Annotated in this window: 22 protein-coding genes; 7 read left to right on the top strand and 15 right to left on the bottom strand. The window is 67.7% G+C overall.

The window, feature by feature from the left end; translation table 11 throughout:
• Nucleotides 1-228 precede the first annotated feature (228 nt).
• Both ACVJ6E_RS16300 and ACVJ6E_RS16295 read right to left on the bottom strand, forming a co-directional pair.
• The gene (locus ACVJ6E_RS16300; protein ID WP_199681369.1) at nucleotides 229-1182 is read right to left on the bottom strand and encodes a restriction endonuclease; all 954 of its coding nucleotides are present in this window, start codon (nucleotides 1180-1182) and stop codon (nucleotides 229-231) included.
• A 134-nt stretch (nucleotides 1183-1316) separates the two neighbouring features.
• Entirely contained in the window at nucleotides 1317-3170 is a 1854-nt protein-coding gene (locus tag ACVJ6E_RS16295; RefSeq protein ID WP_120269875.1) for a heavy metal translocating P-type ATPase, read from the bottom strand.
• Nucleotides 3171-3375: 205 nt separating this feature from the next.
• On the opposite strand from ACVJ6E_RS16295, the gene nikR reads away from it, so the two are divergent.
• The 6 genes from nikR to nikE all read left to right on the top strand — a co-directional run bounded on the left by nikR (nucleotide 3376) and on the right by nikE (nucleotide 9083).
• Nucleotides 3376-3912: a nickel-responsive transcriptional regulator NikR gene (gene nikR, locus ACVJ6E_RS16290; protein ID WP_120269874.1), complete on the top strand. Its 537-nt coding sequence runs from the start codon at nucleotides 3376-3378 to the stop codon at nucleotides 3910-3912.
• Nucleotides 3913-3979: 67 nt separating this feature from the next.
• Nucleotides 3980-5605 carry a nickel ABC transporter substrate-binding protein gene (nikA, locus tag ACVJ6E_RS16285; protein WP_120269873.1) on the top strand — a complete coding sequence of 542 codons (1626 nt, stop codon included), beginning with the start codon at nucleotides 3980-3982 and terminating at the stop codon, nucleotides 5603-5605.
• Between the two features lie 4 nt (nucleotides 5606-5609).
• Nucleotides 5610-6554: a nickel ABC transporter permease subunit NikB gene (nikB, locus tag ACVJ6E_RS16280; protein ID WP_120269872.1), complete on the top strand. Its 945-nt coding sequence runs from the start codon at nucleotides 5610-5612 to the stop codon at nucleotides 6552-6554.
• Nucleotides 6551-7456: a nickel ABC transporter permease subunit NikC gene (gene nikC, locus ACVJ6E_RS16275; RefSeq protein ID WP_120269871.1), complete on the top strand. Its 906-nt coding sequence runs from the start codon at nucleotides 6551-6553 to the stop codon at nucleotides 7454-7456. Before nikB ends, nikC begins: the two co-directional genes overlap by 4 nt.
• On the top strand, nucleotides 7453-8271 hold the full coding sequence (gene nikD, locus ACVJ6E_RS16270; protein ID WP_491676504.1) for a nickel import ATP-binding protein NikD: 819 nt from the start codon (nucleotides 7453-7455) through the stop codon (nucleotides 8269-8271). The genes nikC and nikD overlap by 4 nt, the downstream gene beginning before the upstream one ends.
• Nucleotides 8268-9083, top strand: coding sequence for a nickel import ATP-binding protein NikE (gene nikE / locus ACVJ6E_RS16265; protein WP_120269870.1), 816 nt, complete (start codon nucleotides 8268-8270; stop codon nucleotides 9081-9083). Before nikD ends, nikE begins: the two co-directional genes overlap by 4 nt.
• A gap of 87 nt (nucleotides 9084-9170) precedes the next feature.
• On the opposite strand, the gene ACVJ6E_RS16260 is transcribed toward nikE, so the two are convergent.
• The 11 genes from ACVJ6E_RS16260 to hmgA form a co-directional block, all read right to left on the bottom strand.
• Nucleotides 9171-10397, bottom strand: a complete 1227-nt coding sequence (locus tag ACVJ6E_RS16260; RefSeq protein WP_120269869.1) for a lipase family protein — start codon at nucleotides 10395-10397, stop codon at nucleotides 9171-9173.
• Nucleotides 10398-10529: 132 nt separating this feature from the next.
• Nucleotides 10530-11030: a hypothetical protein gene (locus ACVJ6E_RS16255; RefSeq protein WP_120269868.1), complete on the bottom strand. Its 501-nt coding sequence runs from the start codon at nucleotides 11028-11030 to the stop codon at nucleotides 10530-10532.
• A 9-nt stretch (nucleotides 11031-11039) separates the two neighbouring features.
• Nucleotides 11040-11426 (bottom strand): DUF6152 family protein, encoded by a 387-nt coding sequence (locus ACVJ6E_RS16250; RefSeq protein ID WP_199681361.1) that lies wholly within the window; start codon nucleotides 11424-11426, stop codon nucleotides 11040-11042.
• 13 nt (nucleotides 11427-11439) lie between these two features.
• Nucleotides 11440-12078 (bottom strand): histidine phosphatase family protein, encoded by a 639-nt coding sequence (locus tag ACVJ6E_RS16245; protein WP_120269866.1) that lies wholly within the window; start codon nucleotides 12076-12078, stop codon nucleotides 11440-11442.
• 131 nt (nucleotides 12079-12209) lie between these two features.
• A complete protein-coding gene (locus ACVJ6E_RS16240) occupies nucleotides 12210-12752 on the bottom strand; it encodes a VOC family protein (protein ID WP_120270199.1) in 543 nt (180 codons plus the stop codon).
• Between the two features lie 121 nt (nucleotides 12753-12873).
• Nucleotides 12874-13098 (bottom strand): DUF2783 domain-containing protein, encoded by a 225-nt coding sequence (locus ACVJ6E_RS16235; protein WP_120269865.1) that lies wholly within the window; start codon nucleotides 13096-13098, stop codon nucleotides 12874-12876.
• Nucleotides 13099-13144: 46 nt separating this feature from the next.
• The gene (locus ACVJ6E_RS16230; RefSeq protein ID WP_120269864.1) at nucleotides 13145-14761 is read right to left on the bottom strand and encodes an FAD-dependent oxidoreductase; all 1617 of its coding nucleotides are present in this window, start codon (nucleotides 14759-14761) and stop codon (nucleotides 13145-13147) included.
• Between the two features lie 85 nt (nucleotides 14762-14846).
• Nucleotides 14847-15806, bottom strand: coding sequence for an MBL fold metallo-hydrolase (locus tag ACVJ6E_RS16225; protein WP_067224581.1), 960 nt, complete (start codon nucleotides 15804-15806; stop codon nucleotides 14847-14849).
• 72 nt (nucleotides 15807-15878) lie between these two features.
• The gene (locus tag ACVJ6E_RS16220; protein ID WP_245165619.1) at nucleotides 15879-16415 is read right to left on the bottom strand and encodes a hypothetical protein; all 537 of its coding nucleotides are present in this window, start codon (nucleotides 16413-16415) and stop codon (nucleotides 15879-15881) included.
• A gap of 38 nt (nucleotides 16416-16453) precedes the next feature.
• The gene (locus ACVJ6E_RS16215; protein WP_120269863.1) at nucleotides 16454-17470 is read right to left on the bottom strand and encodes a fumarylacetoacetate hydrolase family protein; all 1017 of its coding nucleotides are present in this window, start codon (nucleotides 17468-17470) and stop codon (nucleotides 16454-16456) included.
• A gap of 3 nt (nucleotides 17471-17473) precedes the next feature.
• On the bottom strand, nucleotides 17474-18799 hold the full coding sequence (hmgA, locus tag ACVJ6E_RS16210) for a homogentisate 1,2-dioxygenase (RefSeq protein WP_120269862.1): 1326 nt from the start codon (nucleotides 18797-18799) through the stop codon (nucleotides 17474-17476).
• Nucleotides 18800-18911: 112 nt separating this feature from the next.
• Between hmgA and ACVJ6E_RS16205 the strand changes: the two genes are divergently transcribed.
• Complete coding sequence (locus ACVJ6E_RS16205; protein WP_120269861.1) at nucleotides 18912-19355, top strand: MarR family winged helix-turn-helix transcriptional regulator; 444 nt, start codon at nucleotides 18912-18914, stop codon at nucleotides 19353-19355.
• Nucleotides 19356-19388: 33 nt separating this feature from the next.
• On the opposite strand, the gene polA is transcribed toward ACVJ6E_RS16205, so the two are convergent.
• Together polA and ACVJ6E_RS16195 are read right to left on the bottom strand one after the other, a co-directional pair.
• Entirely contained in the window at nucleotides 19389-22403 is a 3015-nt protein-coding gene (gene polA, locus ACVJ6E_RS16200) for a DNA polymerase I (RefSeq protein ID WP_120269860.1), read from the bottom strand.
• A gap of 63 nt (nucleotides 22404-22466) precedes the next feature.
• Nucleotides 22467-23528 (bottom strand): acyltransferase family protein, encoded by a 1062-nt coding sequence (locus ACVJ6E_RS16195; protein ID WP_120269859.1) that lies wholly within the window; start codon nucleotides 23526-23528, stop codon nucleotides 22467-22469.
• Nucleotides 23529-23539 lie beyond the last annotated feature (11 nt).

Raw genomic sequence — 23539 nt, 5'->3', positions numbered from 1 at the left:
ATACCCCAAAATTTAATTCGTGATTTTTGCAGAAGCCGTTCTTGGCGTTTGTCGAGGAGTACAGAAATTACGCTTTGATCAGCGGAAAGGTGCTAGTTCGACCCCGGACCCAAGTAGGCCCGATTTACGAGGCAATGGCATTCTCTCAGGGAAGGTTGTTCTTTGGGGGGCGATGCATCGATCAAAAATAAAATTAGAAGAATGATCAATCAGTATTTTGAAGATATTTCAATCATTTCCCATTGGGCCCGGCACATAAATACGACGAAGCGGAATAATCCTCTGCGTTGAAGGGGCGAACTTGGTGTAGTGGCGATAAATTAGGTCTGCGAGTTCAGGACCATCGATCAAACGCAGGTTCGGCTTCATCTGTTCATACGTCCGTGCCTCGTTGGAATACCCGCCAAGAGTGACGAACATTCCGAATTCGCCGTGGGCGATAGCGCCGTCGAGCTTTTGAACGTCCGGACGTCCAATCGTGCTGAACGTCTGTTTGCACTGGACCTTGATAAGCGGTGGTTCGAAGCCGAGCTCATCGCGGTGAGCGATCACATCCACACCGCCATCGCCTGTCTTCCTCGTCACCCGCGCATGGTATCCCATTGCCACGAGCAGGCTGGCTACAAAATGCTCAAATTCTTCGTCGTTGATCGCGGACTTCAGTCGCTTGAGCACATAGTCGTCAGTGTTTTCGGCAACTTGTTCGGAAACCGTTTCCGCGCCTTCGTCGTCAAGCGCCGCAACTTCTTCAACATTGCCTGCAAATGCGCTGAGGAATTCGTCGGCATTGTTGGCGACCTGGAACAGCGTTAAAGCCGAGCCGATTTCATGCAAAGCAGACTGCGAAAATGCAGCGCGTGACAAGTGCGCCACCCACCGCACGCTTCGACGCTGCAGTGTTGCTTCGAGGCGTGCATTTGGCTGGAAAGTGCAGGGGCCTTCTACGATGCCCAGATTAATCGTCCGGTCGTTCTTCGACGGGTAGATCACTCCGTCACCGGGCTGGATTTCATGCGCAAACCGGAAAAGAACGCCCGCCCAAACCGGAATGGCTCCTTTCTTGGCGCGCGGGTAGGCCTCCAGGAGCTTTGCCTTTATCGCTTCGCGATTGTTCGGGAGGTCCAGGACATTGCCTACCTCACGCCAACCCAGCCCGACGAAGCCGTCTTCGATCGGTGCCATGCCGACTTCACGTGGCATGTGTATGCCCCAAAGGGTCTTAGGTTCCATTCAGGCAAACTCTCGATACAAATGTTCACACTCAGAGTATCTTTGCTTCGTGCCGTATTCTCAATCCGTTTGCAAACTTGTCCCCCTCACTCCGGCCGGATGCGAAGGGCCCGCAGGGCGTTGAGGATCACGGCGACGTCGATCGCCTCCTGCAGCAGGGCGCCCTGCACCGGCGTCAGGTAGCCGAAGGCGGCGGCGATCATGCCCAGCACCGACAGGCCGATGCCGGCGACGACGCTTTCCAGCGCGATCCGCCGGGCGGCGCGGGCGATCTCCATCCCGGCGCCGAGCCTCTCGATCCGGTCGACCAAGAGCACCACATCCGCCGCCTCGGCCGAGGCCGCCGCCCCGCGCGCGCCCATGGCAACGCCCACATCGGCCGCCGCCAGCGCCGGCGCGTCGTTGACGCCGTCGCCCACCATCATCACCGGGCCGTGCTTGTGCTCGCTCAAGACCAGCAGCACCTTCTGGTCGGGCGACAGCCCGGCGCGCAGCCCGTCGAGGCCGAGACCTTCCGTCACCTGCTCGGCCACGTCCGCCCGGTCGCCGGTCGCCAGCAGGATCCGCTCGATGCCGCCGCGCCGCAGCCCGTCCAGCATCGCGCCGACGCCCTCGCGCAAGGGGTCGGACATCACCAGATGCCCGGCCATCCGCCCGTCCACCGCCACCGCGACGACCACCGCCCCGGCGGCGGCGTCGGGCAGCGCGCCGCGCGGCTTGCCCGCGCCCTCGCCTGCAACTTCACCCGCGACGAAACCGTGGCCGCCGACCACGACCGCGCGCCCGGCCACCTGTCCGATCACCCCTTCGCCGGCCCGCTCCACCACCTGCAGGGGCACTTCGAGCGCAAGGCCCCGCTCGCGCGCGGCGGCGACGATGGCCTGGGCGACCGGGTGTTTCGAGGCCTGGTCCAGCGAGGCGGCAAGGCGCAGCAGCTCCGCTTCGCCCAGGCCGTCCTCGGCCTCGATGGCGACGATCTGCGGCCGCCCGTCGGTCAGCGTGCCGGTCTTGTCGAGGATCAGCGTGCGGATGCGCGCCATGGTCTCCAGCGGCCCGGCGCCCTTGATCAGCACGCCGAAATGCGCCGCCCGCGACAGGCCGGCGACCAGCGCCACCGGCACGGCGAGGATCAGCGGGCAGGGTGTTGCCACCACCAGCACGGCGACGGCGCGGATCGGGTCGCCCGTCGCCCACCAGGCGCCGAGCGCAATGACCAGCGTCACCGCCAGAAAGCCCAGCGACCAGCGGTCGGCGAGCCGCGACATCGGCGCCTTGGAACGCTGCGCCTCCTCCACCAGCCGGACGATGCCGGCATAGGTGCTTTCCGCCGCGCGGCGGGCGGCGGTCATGTCGAACGCCTCGCCCGCATTGGTCGCCCCGCTCATCGCCTCATGGCCCTGCGACAGGCGCTGCGGCAGGGATTCGCCGGTCAGCGCCGAGGTGTCGAGGAAGGCAGTTTCGGAAGCGAGCGTGCCGTCGACCGGCACCACGTCGCCCTGCCGGATCAGCAGCCGGTCGCCGGGCTGGATCTCATTGAGCGGCACATCCTCCAGCGCGCCGCCGCGATAGCGCGTCGCCGTGCGCGGCACCCGCGACAGCAGGTCGTGCATCTCGCGCCGCGCCCGCCCTTCGGCAAAGCTTTCCAGGAAGGTGCCGCCCGAATACATCACCGCGACGACGGCCGCCGCCAGCGTTTCGCCGAAGGTGAGCGCCGCGCTCATCGACAGCGCCGCGACGATGTCGAGGCCGACCTCGCCGCGCCCGATGCTGCGCGCGATCTCGACAACCAGCGCGACGAGCGCCGGCACCACGCCGGCGAACCAGACGATGCGGGCGATGTCGCCCTGGTCCGCGACATATAGGACGAGCCCGCCGGCCAGTCCGGCGACGGCAAGGATCAGGATCGCCGTCTTGAAACGGTCGCTCGCACTGCTCTCCACACTCTATCCCCTGGCTGGCGCGGCCGGCCGCCATGGCCCCCTTGCGCGTGGCTGGCGGCATCATTGCGCGCGCCGGCGGGTCCGTCGAGGCCGCGCGGCGTCGCAGACCTGTCGCAGACAGGTCGTTTGCTGACGCCTTCGCGGGGCAGCATCGCCCGTTCGCTTCTGCTATGGTCGCGCCGCTTGGCGGAACGGACAAGGTTTCATGGAACGTATCACGATCACGGTCGACGGGGATTTGTTGCGGCAGATCGATGCCCTCAGCGAGAAGCGCGGCTATGCCAGCCGGTCTGAGATCTTCCGCGACATGGCGCGCGAGGCGCTGGCCCGCGAGGCGATCGGTCCGGACGGGGAGCTGGACAACGACCGCCCCTGCTACGGCGCGCTTACCTATGTCTACGACCACGGCATCCGCGACCTGCCGAACCGACTGACCGACAACCACCACGCCCATCACGCGCTGTCCGTCGCCACCACCCATGTGCATGTCAGCGCCGAAAACTGCCTGGAAGTGTCGATCCTGGCCGGCACCGCGGGCGATTTGCGCCGCTTCGCCGACAGCGTGACCAGCCAGCGCGGCGTGCGCCACGGCAGCCTGCATGTCTTTCCCGCCGCCCCCGGCGAGACGCTGCTGGTGCGCGGCCAGCCGCACACGCATGACCACGATCACGAGCACCATCACGGGCACGATCATCCCCATCACGATGGTGATGTGCCGGAGAGCGACCCCGTCAAGCCTTGACCGCACAGGGCAGTATGATGTTATTGAAATAACTCATACTGTGATCCTCCTGCCCTGAAAGCGACCGATGTTCGAGGTTTTCCGCGGCGCAGCGCGCGTCCTTGCCCGCTCCGCTCTCCTTGCCTGCCTGATTCTCCCCTCGAGCCTAGTTTCCTTCTCGTCGGCGCCCGCTGCCGCGGACGGGCTTGACCTCGCCTTTTCCTGGCCGCTCAATGTCGGCCCGCTCAATCCGCATCTCTATTCGCCGAACCAGATGTTCGCGCAGAACATGGTCTACGAGCCCCTGGTGCGCTACCGCGCGGACGGCACCGTCGTGCCTTGGCTCGCGGCCTCCTGGGACGTGTCGGAGGGTGGGCGCGTCTATACTTTCGCGCTGCGCGAGGACGTGACCTTTTCCAACGGCGAGCCCTTCGATGCCGCCGCCGCCAAGGCGAATTTCGACGCCATCCTCGCCAACCGCTCCCGCCATGCCTGGCTGGAGCTCGCCAATCAGATCGTCTCGGCCGAGGTTGCCGGTCCGCATCTTTTGCGGCTCACCCTCAAGGACGCCTATTACCCGGTGCTGCAGGAACTGGCGCTGCCCCGCCCCTTCCGCTTCATCGCGCCCTCGCAGTTCGTCGCGGGCGGCACGAAGGACGGCATCACCGCTCCCGTCGGCACCGGCCCCTGGATGCTCGCCGAGACCTCGCTCGGCGAGCGCGACGTCTTCACCCGCAACGAGGCCTATTGGGGCGAAAAGCCCGCCTATGCCTCGGTCACCGTCAAGGTCATCCCCGATCCCAACACCCGCGCCATCGCCTTCGAGACCGGCGAGATCGACCTGATCTACGGCAGCGACGGGCCGATCTCGCCCGACACGTTCGAGCGTTTTCGTTCCATGGGCGAGGCGGCCGGCATCACCGCCGCCCTGTCGGAACCGCTGGAAAGCCGGGTCCTGGCGCTCAACACCAATCGCGGGGCGACGCGCGATCTTGCCGTGCGCCGGGCGATCAACCACGCGGTCGACAAGGACACGATGATCGCGACCGTGCTCTACGGCACCCAGCGCCGCGCCGACACCCTGTTCGCGCCCAATGTGCCCTATGCCGATATCGGCCTAGCGCCCTACGCGTACGACCTCGACGAGGCGCGGCGCCTGCTGGAAGAGGCCGGCTGGACGGCGGCGACCGACGGCGGCATTCGCGAGAAGGACGGCGCGCGGCTCAGCATCGAGCTCTGCTTCGTCGGCACGGATGCGGTGGCCAAGTCGATGGCCGAGATCATCCAGGCCGATCTGCGCCGCGTCGGCATCGAGGTCCTGCTCACCGGCGAGGAGGAGAGCAGCATCTACGCCCGCCAGCGCGACGGCCGCTTCGGCATGATCTTCAACCGTACCTGGGGCGCGCCCTACGATCCGCACGCCTTCGTCAGCTCCATGCGCCTGCCCTCTCATGCCGATTACCAGGCCCAGCTCGGCCTTGCCGACAAGGCGGAGATCGACGCGATGATCGGCCGGGCGCTGGTCAGCACCGACGAGACGGCGCGCCAGCAGATCTACCGCGATCTCCTCACCCGCCTGCACGATCAGGCGGTCTACCTGCCGCTGACCTATGTCACCGCCATCGCGGTGGCGCGCCGCTCGGTCGGCCCGGTGCCCTTCGGCGCCATGTCGAGCGAGATCCCCTTCGACCGCCTGATCCCGGCGGCGGACTGATCCGATGGCCGGTTTCATTCTCCGCCGCGTCCTCCTTCTGGTGCCGATGCTGCTCGGCGCCTCGCTGGTCATCTTCCTGATGCTGCGGCTGGGGCCGAGCGATCCGGCGATGGACTATCTGCGCCTGTCCAAGGTGCCGCCGACGCCGCAGGCGCTGGAGGATGCGCGCATGATGCTCGGCCTCGACCGGCCGATCATGACCCAGTATCTCGACTGGCTCGGCAAGGCTGTGCGGCTCGATTTCGGAACCTCCTATGCCACCCAGCGCCCGGTTCTGCCCGACCTGCTGCACTTCCTGCCGGCAACGCTGCAGCTGGCCGGTGTCGCGCTGGCGCTCACCATCGCCCTGTCGGTGCCGCTCGGCATCTGGGCGGCCCGCTACCGCGAGCGCTGGCCGGACCACCTGGTGCGGCTCATCGCCTTCGTCGGCGTGTCGATGCCGAATTTCTGGCTCGGTTTCCTCCTGGTGCTGCTGTTCTCGGTCCATCTCGGCTGGCTGCCGGCGATGGGGCGCGGCGGGCTTGCCCATCTGGTGATGCCGGCGCTCGCCATCTCGTTCATGTCGCTCGCCATCAATGCCCGGCTGCTGCGCGCCAGCATGCTGGAAGCCGCCGGCCAGCCGCATGTGCGCTACGCCCGGCTGCGCGGCCTGCCCGAGCGGCGGGTCGAGCGCGCCCATGTGCTGCGCAATGCCTGGCTGCCCGTCATCACCGCCATGGGCATGCATGTCGGCGAGATGATCGGCGGCACCCTGATCATCGAAAGCATCTTCGGCTGGCCGGGCGTCGGCCGCTACGCCGTCTCGGCGATCCTCAACCGCGACTATCCGGTGATCCAGTGCTTCACCCTGGCCATGGTCGCCATCTTCATGCTGTGCAATCTCGTGGTCGACATCGTCTATGCGCTCGCCGACCCGCGCATCCGCCTGTCGGCGGAGGGGGTGGAATGACCGACCTGCCGCTCTCTGCCCCGTCCCCTGGCCCCTCAGCGCGCCCTTCCCGCCGGCTTCTCTCCCGGCTGGCCGCGCCCTTCTCGGGCCGCTGGCCGGTGCGCATCGCCCTCGCCGTCGTCGTCCTGCTGCTGGTCGCGGCGGTGGCCGGTCCCTGGATCTCGCCGCACGATCCGGATGCGATCGACCTGACCCAGCGCCTGCAGGGCGCCGATGCCGCCCACTGGCTCGGCACCGATCATCTCGGCCGCGACATCCTCTCGCGGCTGATCGCCGGCGTGCGCGTGTCGCTCGGCGTCGTCGCGCTGACGCTGGCGCTCATTCTCGTGCTCGGCATCGTGGTCGGCGGCGCCTCCGGCTTCATCGGCGGGCGCATCGACCAGCTGATCATGCGCGTCACCGACGTGTTCCTCACCTTCCCCACCCTGGTGCTGGCGCTGTTCATGATCGGCATGCTCGGCACCGGCCTCGTCAACGTGGTCATCGCCATCGCCCTGTCGCACTGGGCCTGGTATGCGCGCATCGTTCGCGGCATCGTCCTGTCGCTGCGTCATCGCGACTACCTGCTGGCCGCCCGCCTTGCCGGGGCCAGCCGGCTGCGCATCTTCGCCGCGCACCTCCTGCCCGCCACCTTGTCGCAGCTCCTGGTGCTCGCCACGCTCGATATCGGCCACATGATGCTGCATGTCTCCGGCCTCTCCTTCCTCGGCCTCGGCGTCGCGCCGCCGACCGCCGAATGGGGCGTGATGATCGGTGATGCGCGCCAGTTCGTCTGGACCGCGCCGATGCTGATCTTCTGGCCGGGCCTCGCCCTCTTCGTCTCGGTGATGGCGTTCAACATCCTGGGCGATGCGCTGCGCGACCGTCTCGACCCGCATCTGAGGGCGGACCATTGTCACTGAATCTCGCCCCCACACCCTCATCCGCATCCGGCCTCCTCTCCATTGAGGGGCTGACGGTCGCCGCCGGTTCCGGCTCCGGTGCCGACGGCGCGGTCCTGGTCCGCGACCTGACGCTGGAGGTCCGGCGCGGCCGCGTCCTGGCGCTGGTCGGCGCCAGCGGCTCGGGCAAGTCGATGACCTGCATGGCCGCGCTCGGCACCTTGCCGCCCGGCACCAGGGCGCTGTCCGGCCGCGTCCGTCTCGATGGTGCCGAGTGCGCGCCCGCCGCTCTTCGCGGCCGGCAGGTCGCGACGATCCTGCAGAACCCGCGCAGCGCCTTCAATCCGGTGCGCACCATGCGTGATCATGCGCTGGAGACGCTTGCCGCGCTGGGCCTTTCCGGGCCCGATGGCGAAGCCCGCATTGCGGCGGCGATGGCCGAGGCCGGGCTCGACGAGCCCGCCCGCATCCTGCCGCTGCATGCCTTCGAGATGAGCGGCGGTATGCTGCAGCGGATGATGATCGCGCTGGCGCTCCTCGCCGACGCGCCGTTCCTCTTCGCCGACGAGCCGACCACCGATCTCGACCTCGTGGTGCAGATGCGCATCCTCGAGCTTCTGGAGCGTCTGGTTGCCGCGCGCGGCCTCGGCGTCCTGCTCGTCACCCACGACATGGGCGTCGTCGCCCGCCTCGCCGACGATGTCGCGGTGCTCGATCAGGGCCGCCTGGTCGAATGCGCGCCGGTCGAGGAGGTGTTTCAGGCGCCGCGCCATCCGGTCACCCGGATGCTGGTTGCGGCGCATCTTGCCCTTTACGGACTGGAGCTTGCCCCATGACGCTGATCCGCGCCGATGGCGTGTCCCGGATCTATCGCAGTGTCTCGCTGGTCGGGACGGGCGCCGCGCGCACGGCGCTGGACGGCGTCTCGCTTTCAGTCGCAGCCGGCGAGACCGTCGCCCTGCTCGGCCGCAGCGGCTGCGGCAAGAGCACGCTGGCGCGCCTGCTCTGCGGGCTGGAGCGGCCCGACGGCGGCACCGTCGCCTTTCGCGGCACGCCGCTGGACCGTCTCGACCGGGCCGGCCTGCGCCGGTTCCGCCGCGAGGTGCAGATGGTGTTCCAGGACGCACCTGGCGCGGTCAATCCCCGCTTCGATATCCGCTCGATCATCGCCGAGCCGTTGCGTTATCTGACCTCGCTCGATGCTCCGGCCCGCGCCCGACGGGTCGACGAACTGCTCGAAATGGTCGAGCTTCCGGCCTCGCTTGCCTCCATGCTGCCCTCGCAGGTCAGCGGCGGCCAGCTCCAACGCGTGTGCATCGCCCGCGCCCTCGCCCCAGAGCCGGCCCTCGTCGTCCTCGACGAGGCGGTCTCCAATCTCGACCTGCACCTTCAGGCCGCGACGCTGGCGCTGCTCAAGCGGCTTCAGCAGGCCTCCGGCATCGCCTGCCTCTTCGTCACCCACGACCTGCGGCTGGTTGAGCGTTTCGCCGACCGCACCATCGTCATGCAGCGGGGACAAGTCGTCGAGGAGACGGGGACAAGTGCTTTGGCCGAGCTCCGCCATCCCGCCTCGCTGGAGCTCAAGGCGGCGATCCTGCCGCCGCTCCCGGCACGCGTGCGCCCCGTGAAGGTCGCCGCCGCCGGCTGATCGGCGGGATTGCGACGGCGCTCGCAAGTTTTCGGGAAATTGAGACGGAATTTCGCAAAATCCGTCTCGAAAATTCCCGAACGGATTTTATCTTTTGGAACAAGTGTTTGACGCCGGTTTTCCGGCAAAGCGGTCCTCGGTCCAGGCCAGCAGTTGCGGCGTCAGCGCCGAGCCCGGTTCGACCAGGCTGACATGGGTGAGCCCAGGATATTCCCGGTAGTCGATCGCCTGGCCGGCGGCGCAGCGCCGCGCGACATAGCCATCCTGCAGCCTCGGATCGATCACCTCGTCGGCCAGACCCTGCGCCAGCAGCACCGGCGCGTCGATGGCCCCGTTCGGGTCGTTCTGCGCCAGCCGCTCCCCGAACGGGCCGTCTGAAATCGGTTGCAGGAACAGCCCCTGATCGGGCAGCAGCCGGGTCAGGGCGAGCGACCAGGCGGTGCGCCAGTCGAGGATGCAGCGGCGGGATATGTCCTTGGCCACCATCGCGTGGAAGCGGCTGATATAGGCCTCGCCAATCTCCGGGTAGAGCCGGTGATAGGCGGTGTAGAGATAGGCCGTGATGATCTCGCCGAAGCTGCTGCGGGCGCCGTAGCCGATCATGGCGGCAAGCTCGGTCGCCGGCGCCATCGCGGCGACCCCGGCGATCTTCAGGTCCGGCGCGTCCGTGCCGGCCCGCATGCCGGTCCACAGCGCTGCATGGCCGCCCTGGGAATGGCCCCAGACGACGACGCGGTCGCCGAGCTGCCAATCCGCCATCTGTCTGGCGGCATTGACGGAATCGAGCACCGAATAGGCCGCGACCTGCCCGACCAGATAGGCGTGATGTCCCGGCGTTCCCATGCCCGCATAGTCGGTCGCCACCATCGCCCAGCCGCGCTTGACCACCTCGTCCATGCCCGGCGTGCCGCCGAAGGGGGCGGGCGAGATGGAGGGCGCGCAGCCCCGGGCGATGCCGGTGGTGCCGTGCGCCCAGGCGATCAGCGGTCGCGGTCCTTGCGCGGGGATATCCGGCAGCACGACGATTGCGCTTGCGACCGTCGGCGAGCCGTCTTCCAGGCGGCTGGTATAGAGGATACGCCAGCCCTTCGCCCCGGCCGGAATGTCGGTGTCGTAGGCTTCGCTGCGCAGGAGCATGCCCGGTTCGGCGGGCACGGTTTCGGGCGGGGTGTAGAAGGCGTCGGGCCGATCCGGCAGGGTCAGCCACCAGCCCGCCGCCAGCGCGATGAGTACCAGCAGGCCTAGCCCGCCCAGCCACCGGCCGACCGCGCGGCCTCGCCCGCCCTTGCGGGCGCCGTTCTTCTCGTCCTGCATCTGTCCCCCTGCCCCAAGCCGGTGCAACGCACCATCCTTGTCACGACGGCAAGGCACAAGGCAATTGTCACATGCAGCGGTCCATCGTGGCGGCGGGGATTTCCGGCCTCCGCCCGCTCGGGACCGGCCGGATCAATCCCCGGTGAAGGCGAGCATCCGTCCGCAGACCAGCGCAGCGGTCCACAGGATCAGCGACAGCGCCCCGGCAAGCCGCAGCCGGGCCGACGAAAGCTGTGCCAGCCGGTCGGCCATGTCGCCATCCGCCGCACCTTTTGCCGCCGCCCTGTGGGTGACGAGGGCCGAGCCCGCTCCCAGCAGGACGAGGCCGATCTTGGCGAGGAACAGCGGCGCGCTGGCGTAGTCGGCGGGCGCCGAGAGAAACAGCAGCGCGCCGGTGACCAGCGCGAGCGCCAGCCCGCCGGCAGCAACCGGCACCAGTGCCCGGGCGAGCCCGGCCAGGGGAACACGGCCGCGCCACAACCCGAGGAGCCGCAGGTCCAGCGGTACGATGGCGCCGAAAAGCAGCGACAGGCCAATCACATGCAGCGTGTTGACACCGGCATAGCCCCAGCGCGAGACTCGCATCCACTCGGCCAGCGGCAGCCCCGCCAGCAGGTCTACAAGCGTCTGCATCGGGGCGAACTAGTCGCGGCCGGGATAGAGGTCGTAGCTGCGTCCGGAGATGCTGATCCGCTCCGCCTTCATCAAGCGGTCCTCGATATTCGCCGAGGGCTCGCCGATGAAGGTCGCCTCGACGCCGGGCGCCAGGTCGCCGTCCTTCAGTCCGGCGCGTTCGTTGCGCCACGGCTGCCCGACCTCGACCTGCCAGCTCTCGCCTTCCGCGTCGACCGTCAGCACGCCGTGGGGGTTGCCGAGCCGCGCCTCGCTGATCACGCCGGTCAGCTCGATGTTCTTCCCCGTCGTCCAGCGCCAGCCGTGATGGGCGAGAGCGGGGATAGCAAGGGTTGCGGCAACGCCGAGGCAAAGGGCGGCGGTGAGGGCGCGCCGGGTCATTGTGCTCAAGCTCATTGGGTTCTCCTCGTCATGATCCCCCGCCCGGGGCGGTAAGGGCAATGCGGCCGATCACCGTGAACAACTCGCCCTCCTGCCGGCCGACGATGATCTCGCCGGACGCGGGATAAACGCCGCTCAGGGCCGTGATGTTGACCTGGTGGGTCACGAGGACAGCGACCGTTCCTTGCGGCAGGGCACGGATCGCGGCCGCAAGGCGCTGGGTCTGGCTTTCCGCTTCGCGCCTGTCGGCGAAGAAGGAGTTGAGGTCCGGCAGTTCCTGCGGTTCGCCGAGGCCGAGAAGCGCGGCCGTCTCCCGCGCGCGGCACCACTGCGAGGTCAGGACCTGTTCGACCGCGATGCCGCGTTCGCGAAAGGCGGCGCCGATGGCCCTGGCCTGCGCCCGGCCGCGGTCGTCGAGATTGCGCTGGGTGCTGCAGTCGCCGAGCCGGAAGCCGGCGGGGTCGCCGGTGCCGGGGGCGAGCGCGTGCCGCATCACGGCGATGGCACCGCGGTTCGAAGAGAGCGCCGCCCAGGCCTCCGCCTCGCCGCTCGCCCGCGCCGCCTCGATGGCGGGCCCGGTCAGCACCAGCAGGGCAAGGAGCGCGAGGACAAGCCGGCGAAACCGGCCTTTCGCGTGGCCTGTCGCAAACGGGAGCAAGTGGATCATCGTCCGGTCCGCTGTCGGTCTGGCGAAAGGGGGATACCTTGCGCCAGACCCAGCAGTTAGGGCGGCCGGTGCGCCCGTCAAACCGGATCGCCGCGCGGAGCGGCGATCCGAAGGCGAGAGACGGGTTATCCTCAGGCCTTGCCGAGTTCCTTGGCATGCAGCCAGGCGGCATGCTGGGGCGCCCGCTTGGTCTTCGACCACTCCTCGAGCATCTCCCACTTCACCGCGTCGAGCTTCTGCAGCATCTCTTCCTCGGCCGGATCCGGGCATGCCAGCTCGATACGGTGGCCGTTCGGATCGAAGAAATAGATCGAATGGAAGATCGAGTGATCGGTGACGCCGAGCACCTCGATGCCGTTCTTCTCCAGCCGCTCCTTGTAGGCGACCAGCGTGTCGCGGTCCTTCACCTTGAAGGCGATGTGCTGCACCCAGACCGGGGTGTTCGGGTCCCGGCCCATTTCCGGCTTGGTGGGAAGCTCGAAGAAGGCGAGTACGTTGCCTGCGCCGGCGTCGAGAAAGACGTGCATGTAGGGGTCCGGCTCATGGGTCGAGGGCACCTTGTCCTCGGCGATGGCCAGCACGAAGCCCATGTTCAGGTTGTCGACATACCAGTTCACGGTCTCCTTCGCGTCCTTGCAGCGATAGGCGACGTGGTGGATCCGGTCGATCTTCAGGTCCGGTTGGACAGTCATTGCGGGCACTCCCGTTTTCATCGTTGAAACGGAACGCCCCGTCCGCGTTCGGCAGGGTCGCAGCAGCCACGGGCCCCTCAGCCGCAGGCCGCTGCGGAAAGGATCAAGCGCTTGATGCGCCTTGCAGTCTGGCGGCGGCAAAGGCTGCGCGCAGCACGTCCCGGTCGCCGATATGGTTGGCCAGCACCAGCACCAGCCGGGCGTTCAGCGCCTCGCTGTCCTCGCGCGACAGCCCCTCGTGCAGTGCGAGCAGCTCGGCATAGAAGCCGTCGGGATCGGGAAGGTTGGGGCCAAGTCGCAGGCCCGTCTCCTTGGTGGTTTCGCTCATCTCGAGTTTCCTTGAGTTCCGGCCGGTTCCGGCCTCAATCCCCGGCTTACTTTCCGTCTCTGGCGGTGGCGATCCGCAATGCCCGCGTCACCTCGCCGGCATCGAACGTCTCCCAGCGGGCCGCCACATGCTGGTCGGGCCGCATCAGGTAGACGGCGCTCTTCGCCTCGCCGAGATAGCGCGCGGCCAGCGCGCCGGTCGGATCGTCGGCGGCCGACAGTGCCACCCGTTCGACCGGGATGCCGTCGACCGTGAGCGTGCCAGGTGCCTCCACGTCGATGGTCACCAGCTGGAAGCGGTCGCCGAGCCGGTCGATCAGCCATCCGCCGGCAACCGGTGCGTCGCTCGCCGGTGCGCCCGGCCGGGTGCGGGCCGGCATCGCGGCGCAGTTCGGGCCATTGAGCGGCGAGCCGTCATAGGTCGCCGGCAGCGACAGGCGGCCGGAATTGACCAGCGGCCGCGCGAAGGCGTGATGCTCGGCCAGCTCCAGCACCGCGTCGCGGAACACCCGGCTTGCGTGGCTTTTCGGCGTGATGAAGTCGGTCGAGCGCGACGAGTTCAGGATGTTCTCGTCCGCGGCGAAGACACGCTCGGCATCGTAACTGTCGAGCAGGGCCTCGGGCGCGGTGCCCTCGACCACGAGCTTCAGCTTCCAGGCCAGGTTATCCGTGTCCTGCAGGCCGGAATTGGCACCCCGCGCGCCGAAGGGCGAAACCTGATGCGCGCTGTCGCCGGCGAAGATCACCCGGCCGTGGCGGAACTTCTCCATCCGCCGGCACTGGAACGTGTAGATCGACACCCATTCCAGCTCGTACTCGATATCCTCGCCCAGCATCGCCTTCAGCTTCGGCGCGATGCGCTCCGGCTGCTTTTCCGCCTCGCGGTCGATGTTCCAGCCGAGCTGCAGGTCGATGCGCCAGACGTCGTCCGGCTGCCGGTGCAGCAGCGCCGACTGGCCGCGGTTGAACGGCGGATCGAACCAGAACCAGCGTTCGGTGGGAAAGTCCGCCTTCATGACGACGTCGGCGATCAGGAAGTTGTCCTCGAACACCCGGCCGCGGAAGTCGAGATCCAGCATGGCGCGGGTCGGCGAGCCGGCACCGTCGCAGGCGACCAGCCAGTCGGCGATCAGCCGGTACGGCCCCTCGGGCGTTTCCACGGTAAGCTCGACGCCATCGGCAAGCTGCGCGACCGCGCTCACCTTGTTGCCGCCACGCAGCTCCAGAAGCCCCGTGTCGCGGCCGATTTCCAGCGCCCGCTCGACCAGATACTGCTCGAGATAATACTGCTGCAGGTTGATGAAGGCCGGCCGCTTGTGCCCGTCCTCGGGCAGCAGGTTGAAGTCGTAGACCTTGCGCTCGTCGAAGAAGACCTTGCCGAGGTTCCACACGACGCCCTTGTCGACCATCTTCTGGCCGCAGCCGAGCCGGTCGAGGATCTCCAGCGGCCGCTTGGCGAAGCAGATCGCCCGCGAGCCCCAGCTCACCTTGTCGTTCTCGTCGAGCACGGTGACGGCAACACCCTGCTGGGCAAGGTCGATGGCCAGTGCCAGGCCGACCGGCCCCGCGCCGATCACCACCACCGGATGGCGCGTCGGCTCGGCGGCGTCCTGATCGCGGCAGCGGACATAAGGGTAGAGCGGCGTTTCGAAGATCTTCGTCATGTGACCTCCCGGGGCGACCTTGCATCGGAAAAGGCCGCCGCGGACCGCGCGCCTCCCGGCACGCATCCCGCGGCGGCGGGTGTCGTCAGCCCTGCAGGGCTTCCCACATGTCCTTGTCGCGCTGGGCCGTCCAGATGCGCGGGGTATCGATGCCGAGCGCCTCGTCATAGGCGCGCGCCACGTTGAACGGCAGGCAGTGCTCGTAGATGGCGTAGGACGAGAACTTCGGGTCGCAGGAAGCGCGGGCCGCGTCCCAGGCTTCCTTCAGCGAGCCGCCGCGCGTTGCCACCTGCGCCACCGGACGGAAGGTCGAGGTGACGAAATCGGCGGTCGCGTCGAGCGCCGCGTTGACCATCTCCTTGCCGACCAGCGCATCGCCTCGGCCCGGCGCGATGGCGTCGACGTCGAAGGCGCGGATGCGCTCGAGCGTGCCCGGCCAGTCGCGGAAATGCCCGTCGCCGCAATAGCAGGCGGAGTGGTACTCGACGATATCGCCGGTGAACATGACGTTCTGGTCCGGCACGTGGATGACGATATCCCCGGCCGTATGGGCGCGGCCCAGGAAGCTGAGGTCGACGCGGCGCTTGCCGAGGAAGACGCTCATCTTGTCGGTGAAGGTGGTCGTCGGCCAGGTCAGCGGCGGAATGTCGGCGACATTCTCGTAGCCCTGGAACAGGCGCGGGAAGCGCATGAACTCGGACTCGCGGTCCTCCGCGCCGCGCTCGGCGACCATCGAGCGGGCCTTGTCGCTCATGATGATCGTCGGCGCCTGATAGGCGGCCGCGCCCAGCACGCGCACGGCGTGGTAGTGGGTCAGCACCAGATGGCTGATCGGCTTGTCGGTGACCTCGCGCACCTTCTCGATCACCTTGCCGGCAAGGCGCGGGGTGGCCTGCGCCTCGACGATCATGACGCTGTCATCGCCGATGATGACGCCGGTGTTCGGATCGCCTTCGGCGGTGAAGGCCCACAGGCCCTCGCCGATCTCGGTGAAGGAGATCTTCTTCTCGGCCATGTCGCCCTGGGAGGCGAATTTCTTGCTCACGGGAGATAATCCTCTTGGTTTGAACGGGTTGGGTCGGCGGAAGCACGGCCGCTCCCGCCGAGGGAGCGGCTCTCAGCCGGCCTCCGCGGCGATGATGTCGAGCTGGTCCTTCAGCGACTGCGCCTCGCCGTCCATCGGCGTGACGATGTCGTCGATGACGGCACGCCCGCCTTCCTCGATGACGAGGAAATGCGCCTCCTGGAAGCCCTGGTACTCCGCCTCGGAGCCGAAGCAGGTCAGGGCACGGAAGCGGGCGACGACGCGCGTCGCCCCGTTTTCCTGACCGGCCGGCGCGATGGAGACGTCCTGCAGCGGGCAGCCGTCCTGCGCGTTGACGACGACATCCCAGTCGAGCGGGGTGCCCATCTCCTTTGCCGATGGCGTGTCCGCCGCCTTGCGGTAGCGGGCAGCCAGATCGGCGCTGTAGAGGCTCGCAAGGCGCTCCTCGGAGAAGTAGTCCTGGAAGTCCTGCGGCGGATCGGCCCAGTTGGCCTCCGCTGCCGCCATGACCGCGCGCACCGGCTCGGTCGCATCGGCGGCCAGCACCGGCGTTGCCGCCGTGCCAAGGGCTAGAGCGGCGATTGCCGCAAGCATCCGCACAGTCTTCATCACGAACTCCCTCCCTCGATTGGCGCCCGTGCGGGGCCTCAGGCCTTCTCGTATTTCTCGACCGTCTGCTCGATGGCGCCGAAGACCGAATGGCCGTCCGCGTCCTGCATCTCGATCCGCACCGTGTCGCCGAAGCGCATGAACGGCGTCTTGGGCGCGCCGTCCTCGATGGTCTCGATCATGCGGATCTCGGCGATGCAGGAATATCCGACGCCGCCTTCGGCAACCGGCTTGCCCGGACCGCCGTCCATCTTGTTCGACACTGTGCCCGAGCCGACGATGGCGCCGGCCGACAGCGGACGGGTCTTGGCTGCATGGGCGATCAGGGTCGGGAAGTCGAAGGTCATGTCGACACCGGCATTGGCCCGGCCGAAGGGCTGACCGTTCAGGTCGACGCGCAGCGGCAGGTGCACCTTGCCGCCGTCCCAGGCCTCGCCCAGCTCGTCCGGCGTCACCGCGACCGGCGAGAAGGCGGAAGAGGGCTTGGACTGGAAGAAGCCGAAACCCTTGCCGAGTTCGGCCGGGATCAGGCCGCGCAGCGACACGTCGTTGACCAGCATGACCAGGCGGATGGCCGCGCGGGCCTCCTCGGGCGTGGCGCCCATCGGCACGTCGCCGGTGATGACGGCGACCTCGCCCTCCATGTCGATGCCGAAGGCCTCGTCGGCCATGCGGATCGGCTCGCGCGGGGCGAGGAAGGCGTCCGAGCCGCCCTGATACATCAGCGGATCGGTCCAGAAGCTCGCCGGCATCTCGGCATTGCGCGCCTTGCGGACCAGCTCCACGTGATTGACGTAGGCCGAACCGTCCGCCCACTGGTAGGCGCGCGGCAACGGCGACAGCGCGTCGTGCTCGTGGAAGCGCAGGCTCGGCACCGCGTCATGCTCGAGGCTCTCGGCGAGCGTCGCCAGCTTCGGTGCGACTTCGTCCCAGTTGTCGAGGGCGGCCTGCAGCGTCGGCGCGATGTGGCTGGCCTCGGTGCAGCGGGTCAGCGACGAGTTGACGACGACGAGCTTGCCGTCGCGGCTGCCGTCGCGAAGTGTAGCGAGTTTCATGGCTTAGTCCCAGTTGCCCTCGAGGGTGCCGTCGAAGCGCTTTTTCAGCTGCGACCAGCAGTCGAGGTAGTTGTCCTGCAGGGTGTCGAGTTCCGCCGCGAAGCGCGTGAGGTGCTGCGGGAAGCGGGTCTCGAACATGAACGCCATGGTGCCCGTCAGCTTCTGCGGCTTCAACTCGGCGCGGCTCGCCTTCTCGAAGCCGTCGGCATCGGGTCCGTGCGGCAGCATCATGTTGTGAAGGCTCATGCCGCCGGGCACGAAGCCTTCCTCCTTGGCGTCGTAGCGGCCGTAGATCAGCCCCATGAACTCCGACATGATGTTGCGATGGTACCACGGCGGGCGGAAGGAATGCTCCGCGACCATCCAGCGCTCGGGGAAGATGACGAAGTCGATATTCGCCGTGCCTTCCTCGCCGGACGGGGCGGTCAGCACCGTGAAGATCGACGGATCGGGGTGATCGAACAGGATCGCGCCGACCGGCGAGTAGGTGGTGAGGTCGTACTTGTAGGGCGCGTAGTTGCCGTGCCAGGCGACCACGTCGAGCGGCGAGGCGTCGAGCTTCGTCTCGTGGAAGCGGCCGCACCACTTCACCACCAGCCGGCACGGACCTTCCTTGTCCTCGAACCAGGCGACCGGCGTCTTGAAGTCGCGCGGGTTGGCAAGGCAGTTGGCGCCGATCGGGCCGCGGTCCGGCAGGGTGAACTTGGCGCCGTAGTTCTCGCAGGCATAGCCGCGCGCCTTGCCGTCCAGCAATTCGACGCGGAACACCATGCCGCGCGGGATCACGCAGATCTCCTTGGGCACCACATCCATCACGCCGAGCTCGGTGGCGATGCGCAGCCCGCCTTCCTGCGGCACGATCAGCAGCTCGCCGTCGGCGTTGAAGAAATACTCGTCCACCATGTCGGTATTGGCGACATAGACATGGCTCGCCATGCCGGCCTGGCCGTTGACGTCGCCGGCCGTGGTCATGGTGCGCATGCCGGTGAGGAACGTCACCGGCGTCTCGGGGATCGGCACCGGGTCCCAGCGCAGCTGGCCGAGCGCCAGCGAATGGTCGTCGACCGCCGGCGCGCTCTTCCACTCGGGCAGGGAGACGGGCGAGAAACGGCCGGAATGCTTGACCGACGGGCGGATGCGATAGAGCCAGGACCGCTCGTTGGTACCGCGCGGGGCGGTGAACGGCGAGCCGGACAGCTGCTCGGCATAAAGACCGTAGGGTGCGCGCTGGGGCGAGTTCTGCCCCTGTGGCAGGGCACCGGGCAGGGCCTCGGTCTCGAAATCATTGCCGAAGCCCGGCATATAGGCCGGGGTGTTCGAAAGCGTCATGCCTGATCCCTCCTGATCCAGACAGTTGATAGTTGCATGTGTAACTGTTTTGTCTGAAACTATCAATGTGCGAACAGCCTGTCGGCTGATTTTGTCCGAAAAGGGGGTCGCGATGACCGGACGCCTGCTGCTCGACGAGTTTCTGCCCTACCGCCTGGTCAGGGCGTCCGAACTGGTCAGCCGGCGTTTCGCCGCCCGCTACCGGGCCACCTACGGCATCAGCCGGCCCGAATGGCGTACTTTTGCCATCCTCGGTCAGCTCGGCAACACCACGGCGACCGAGATCGGCCGCCGCTCGACCATGCACAAGACCAAGGTGAGCCGCGCGGTGGCGGCGCTGGAAAAGCGCGGCTGGCTGTCGCGCGCCACCGACGAGGCCGACCGCCGCGCCGAGCAGCTGGAGCTGACGGAGGAAGGCGCCAAGGTCTATGGCGAGCTGGTGGCGCTTGCGCGCTCGTTCCAGGCCGAACTGCTGCGCGACCTCGGGTTCGAGGCCGCCGACCGGCTCGACGCCGGCCTTTCGGCGGTGGAGAAGCGGTTCATCCGCGAGGGGTGAGCCGCGCCCGCCGGGCGGGCGCGGGCCTGGGCGTCAGTGCGCCTCGTCCCAGTTGTCCGCCGCGCGGGCGTCCACATGCAGCGGCACGGACAGGGTGACCGCCGGCTCGGCCGCCGTCTCCATGACCTCGCGCACCAGGGCGATGGTGGGGTCCACCTCCGCTTCCGGCACCTCGAAGATCAGCTCGTCATGCACCTGCAGCAGCATGCGGGCGGCAAGCCTTGAGGCCGACAACCGGTCCTCCATCCGCACCATCGCCCGGCGCAGGATGTCGGCGGCAGACCCCTGGATCGGCGCGTTGATCGCCGCGCGCTCATAGAAGGCGCGGTGGTTCGGGTTGGAGGTGTTCACCTCCGGATAATGCGCCCGGCGGCCGAAGATCGTCGTCACGTAGCCATTGGCATGAACGAACTTCTTCGTCTCCTCCATGTAGTCGCGAATGCCCGGGAAGCGCTTGAAATAGGTCGAGATGTACTCCGCCGCCTCGCCGCGCGGGATGCCGAGCTGGGCGGCGAGACCGAAGGCGGAGATGCCGTAGATGATGCCGAAATTGATCGCCTTAGCACGGCGGCGAACCATCGGGTCCATGCCCTCGATCGGCACGCCGAACATTTCCGAGGCGGTCATCGCGTGGATGTCCAACCCTTCGGAAAAGGCCTGCTTGAGCTGGGAGATGTCCGCCATGTGGGCAAGCACGCGCAGCTCGATCTGGCTGTAGTCGGCCGAGACCAGCTTCATGCCCTTTTCGGCGACGAAGGCCTTGCGGATCTTGCGGCCCGCTTCGGTGCGGACCGGGATGTTCTGCAGGTTCGGCTCGGACGAGGACAGGCGGCCGGTCGTCGTCGCCGCCAGCGCGTAGGACGTGTGCACGCGCCCGGTCTGCGGATTGACGAAACCGGGCAGCGCGTCCGAATAGGTGGACTTGAGCTTGGAAAGCTGCCGCCATTCGACGATGCGCGAGGGCAGCTCGTGCCCTTCGGCTGCCAGGTCGTCGAGCACGGAGACCGAGGTCGACCAGGCGCCGGTCTTGGTCTTCTTGCCGCCGGGCAGGCCCATCTTTCCGAACAGGATGTCGCCGAGCTGCTTCGGGCTGCCGATGTTGAAGCTTTCGCCGGCAAGCTCGTGGATCTCGGATTCCAGCGCCGCCATGCCTTGTGCGAAATCGCCGGACAGGCGCGACAGCATCTGCCGGTCGATGGAGATGCCACGCTCCTCCATGCGGGCGAGCACCGGCACCATCGGCCGCTCCAGCCGCTCGTAGACGCCGGCCATGTGCTCCGCCGCAAGCCGCGGCTTGAGCACCTGCCACAGGCGCAGGGTGACATCCGCATCCTCCGCCGCATAGGCGGAGGCCTTGTCGAGCGGCGCCTTGTCAAAGGTGATCATCGACTTGCCGGAGCCGGCGACTTCCTTGAACGGGATCGGCGTATGGCCGAGCCAGCGCTCGGACAGGGCGTCCATGCCGTTGCCGCCCTTGCCCGCATCCAGCGCATAGGAGAGCAGCATCGTGTCGTCGAAGGGAGCGACCTCGATGCCATGGCGCTTCAGCACCAGCCAATCGTATTTGAGGTTCTGCGCGATCTTGAGGACGCCGGGGTCCTCCAGCAGCGGCTTGAGCACGGCGAGCGCCTCGCTCATCGGGATCTGGCCGGGGATCAGCCCGCCGCCGCCCAGGAGGTCGCCCTCGCCGTCCACATGGCCGAGCGGGATGTAGCAGGCGCGCCCGGGCTGCGTCGCCAGCGACACGCCGACGAGATCGGCCTGCATGGCATCGAGCGATGTGGTTTCCGTGTCGACCGCCACATGGCCGAGCTCGGTTGCTTCCGCCACCCAGGCCTTGAGCCGGTCGAGATCCATCACCGTCTCGTAGCCGGACGGGTCGACCTTCTGGGCTACGGCCCGTTCGGCAGCGGCCTCGGCAACCGCCTGCGGGCGCCACAGCCCGCCCTCGCTTGCCGCGGCAGCAGCGGGTGCCGGCGCCGTGCCGACGGTCGGCGCTGCGCTGCCGGGAGCGGCGCTCTCCGGCTGGGCCCCGGGGCCGCCCTCCATCATCCGGCCCTTGCCGTCCGGCTCGTGCCAGCCGCGCACGACAAGGTTCGCCGGCTCGACGCCGGCAATGTCGAGGCCGGTGACCTCGCCGACCCGGCGGGTCAGGGTGGTGAACTCCATCGCCTTGAGGAAGGCGATGGCGCGGGCGCCGTCGAGCCCGTTGACGGTCAGCGCCTCGACCGGCTGCTCGACCGGCACGTCTTCCTTCAGCGTCACCAGCTGCTTGGAGATGCGCGCCTGGTCGGCGAAGGCGATAAGGTTCTCGCGGCGCTTGGCCTGCTTGATCGTGTCGGCCTTGGCCAGCAGGGCTTCCAGGTCGCCGAACTCGTTGACCAGCAGCGCGGCGGTCTTCAGGCCGATCCCGGGCACGCCGGGCACGTTGTCGACGCTGTCGCCCGCCAGCGCCTGCACCTCGATCACCTTGTCCGGACCGACGCCGAATTTCTCGAACACCTCGGCCTCGCCGAAGATCTTGTTCTTCATCGTGTCGATCATGCCGATGCGCGGACCGATCAGCTGCATCAGGTCCTTGTCGCCGGAGGCGATGGTGACGCGCGCGCCCGCCGCCGCCGCCGCACGGGCATAGGTGGCGATCAGGTCGTCGGCCTCGAAGCCTTCCTGCTCGATGCAATGGACCGAAAAGGCGCGGGTGGCCTCGCGGATCAGCCCGAATTGCGGGATCAGGTCCTCCGGCGGCTCCGGGCGCTGGGCCTTGTACTGGGGATAGATCTCGTTGCGGAACGTCTTCGCCGAATGGTCGAAGATCACCGCCATATGGGTCGGCTCGTCGCCCTTCTCCGGCGTCAGCCCTTCCTGCAGCAGCTTCCACAGCATGTTGCAGAAGCCGGAGACCGCGCCGACCGGCAGGCCGTCGGACTTGCGCGTCAGCGGCGGCAGCGCGTGATAGGCGCGGAAGATGAAGGTGGAGCCGTCGACCAGGATCAGGTGGTCGTCGGCGGTGAGGGCGGAGGCGGCTTCATTCGACATGGCGCGGATCATGCCCGCGTTGGCCGCGCGAGAAAAGCCTGCTTCTCGCGCCCTGCCCCGCTTATTTCACCTGTCTCATTCCGCCGCCTGGGCGACCGGGCGACGCGGCGGGTCGCGCTCCAGCCGTGCCCAGCCGGGCCGGCGGAACAGGAACCAGCCATAACCGGTGCGTTCGATCATCCACAGCAGCACCAACGGGGCGATGACGCCGGCGGCGGTGACGATCACGGAGATCGTGCCGATATCGGGAATGATGCCTGTCTTCAGCAGCACGACGCGGGTAACCGCCATGGGGAAGAAGAAGGCGAGATAGATGACGATGGAGTTGCGCCCGCAATAGGCGAGCGGCGCGGACGCACCCGCCTGGGTCAGCAGCGCCGAAGTGACGATCACCGCCAGCGCGCCGGCGGTGCCGAGCGCCAGGCTGACCAGGGGCAGGTCGGCAAGGCCGTTGAACACCAGGAGGCCGTTGACGACGCCCCAGGCCAGCAGGCCGGCGATGCCCACGGTCATGTTGCGGCGGGCCCAGTCGGCAAGGGCGAAGGCCTGGGTGGCGAAGATGTAACCGGCGTAGAAATAGACGTAGCGCGAGCTGAACTCGTCGATCAGCACCGAGCCGGTCGAGATCGGGGCGATCTGCAGCAGGGCGGCTGCGGCCAGCACCAGCTGCCACGGTACGCCGCGGTCGTGCAGCACCTTGGTGACCACGAACATTACCGGCAGCATGTAGATGAACCACAGCGTGCCGAAGGGCTGCACATAGGCGAGAAGATATTCGCTGAAAACGCTGCCCCAGCCGGTTTCGGCGGCCATCGGCGGCGCCTTGACCACGAACTGGATGGTCAGCCAGAGCACGTAGAAATAGGCGAAGTGGACGACCTTGCGGTCGAGATAGCGGCGCCAGGGCCGGTCGATGACCAGCGCCAGGAACAGGCCCGAGATCATGAAGAAGTCCGGCATGCGGAACGGGCGGGCGAATTCCACCACCAGTCCCATCCAGCCTTCCAGGCCGGCGGATTTCTCGACGCCCAGCGTCGAATGCATCATCACGACGAAGATGATGCAAAGCCCCTTGGCCGTGTCGACCCAGTCGACGCGCCCGCTGGCGGCGGCAATGTCCCTCTCCCGACCGGTCATGTCGTCCAGCC

Source organism: Stappia sp. G46H5W (assembly GCF_058448995.1).
The sequence above is the reverse complement of the archived record's forward strand: the minus strand, read 5'-3'. Positions and strand labels throughout refer to the sequence as shown.

Coding starts and splice junctions, on each gene's coding strand:
- ACVJ6E_RS16300 (WP_199681369.1), bottom strand. CDS start 1,182: ATGGCACCGATCGAAGACGGCTTCGTCGGGCTGGGTTGGCGTGAGGTA.
- nikR (WP_120269874.1), top strand. CDS start 3,376: ATGGAACGTATCACGATCACGGTCGACGGGGATTTGTTGCGGCAGATC.
- nikA (WP_120269873.1), top strand. CDS start 3,980: ATGTTCGAGGTTTTCCGCGGCGCAGCGCGCGTCCTTGCCCGCTCCGCT.
- nikB (WP_120269872.1), top strand. CDS start 5,610: ATGGCCGGTTTCATTCTCCGCCGCGTCCTCCTTCTGGTGCCGATGCTG.
- nikC (WP_120269871.1), top strand. CDS start 6,551: ATGACCGACCTGCCGCTCTCTGCCCCGTCCCCTGGCCCCTCAGCGCGC.
- nikE (WP_120269870.1), top strand. CDS start 8,268: ATGACGCTGATCCGCGCCGATGGCGTGTCCCGGATCTATCGCAGTGTC.
- ACVJ6E_RS16260 (WP_120269869.1), bottom strand. CDS start 10,397: ATGCAGGACGAGAAGAACGGCGCCCGCAAGGGCGGGCGAGGCCGCGCG.
- ACVJ6E_RS16255 (WP_120269868.1), bottom strand. CDS start 11,030: ATGCAGACGCTTGTAGACCTGCTGGCGGGGCTGCCGCTGGCCGAGTGG.
- ACVJ6E_RS16250 (WP_199681361.1), bottom strand. CDS start 11,426: ATGAGCTTGAGCACAATGACCCGGCGCGCCCTCACCGCCGCCCTTTGC.
- ACVJ6E_RS16245 (WP_120269866.1), bottom strand. CDS start 12,078: ATGATCCACTTGCTCCCGTTTGCGACAGGCCACGCGAAAGGCCGGTTT.
- ACVJ6E_RS16235 (WP_120269865.1), bottom strand. CDS start 13,098: ATGAGCGAAACCACCAAGGAGACGGGCCTGCGACTTGGCCCCAACCTT.
- ACVJ6E_RS16230 (WP_120269864.1), bottom strand. CDS start 14,761: ATGACGAAGATCTTCGAAACGCCGCTCTACCCTTATGTCCGCTGCCGC.
- ACVJ6E_RS16220 (WP_245165619.1), bottom strand. CDS start 16,415: ATGAAGACTGTGCGGATGCTTGCGGCAATCGCCGCTCTAGCCCTTGGC.
- ACVJ6E_RS16215 (WP_120269863.1), bottom strand. CDS start 17,470: ATGAAACTCGCTACACTTCGCGACGGCAGCCGCGACGGCAAGCTCGTC.
- hmgA (WP_120269862.1), bottom strand. CDS start 18,799: ATGACGCTTTCGAACACCCCGGCCTATATGCCGGGCTTCGGCAATGAT.
- ACVJ6E_RS16205 (WP_120269861.1), top strand. CDS start 18,912: ATGACCGGACGCCTGCTGCTCGACGAGTTTCTGCCCTACCGCCTGGTC.
- polA (WP_120269860.1), bottom strand. CDS start 22,403: ATGATCCGCGCCATGTCGAATGAAGCCGCCTCCGCCCTCACCGCCGAC.
- ACVJ6E_RS16195 (WP_120269859.1), bottom strand. CDS start 23,528: ATGACCGGTCGGGAGAGGGACATTGCCGCCGCCAGCGGGCGCGTCGAC.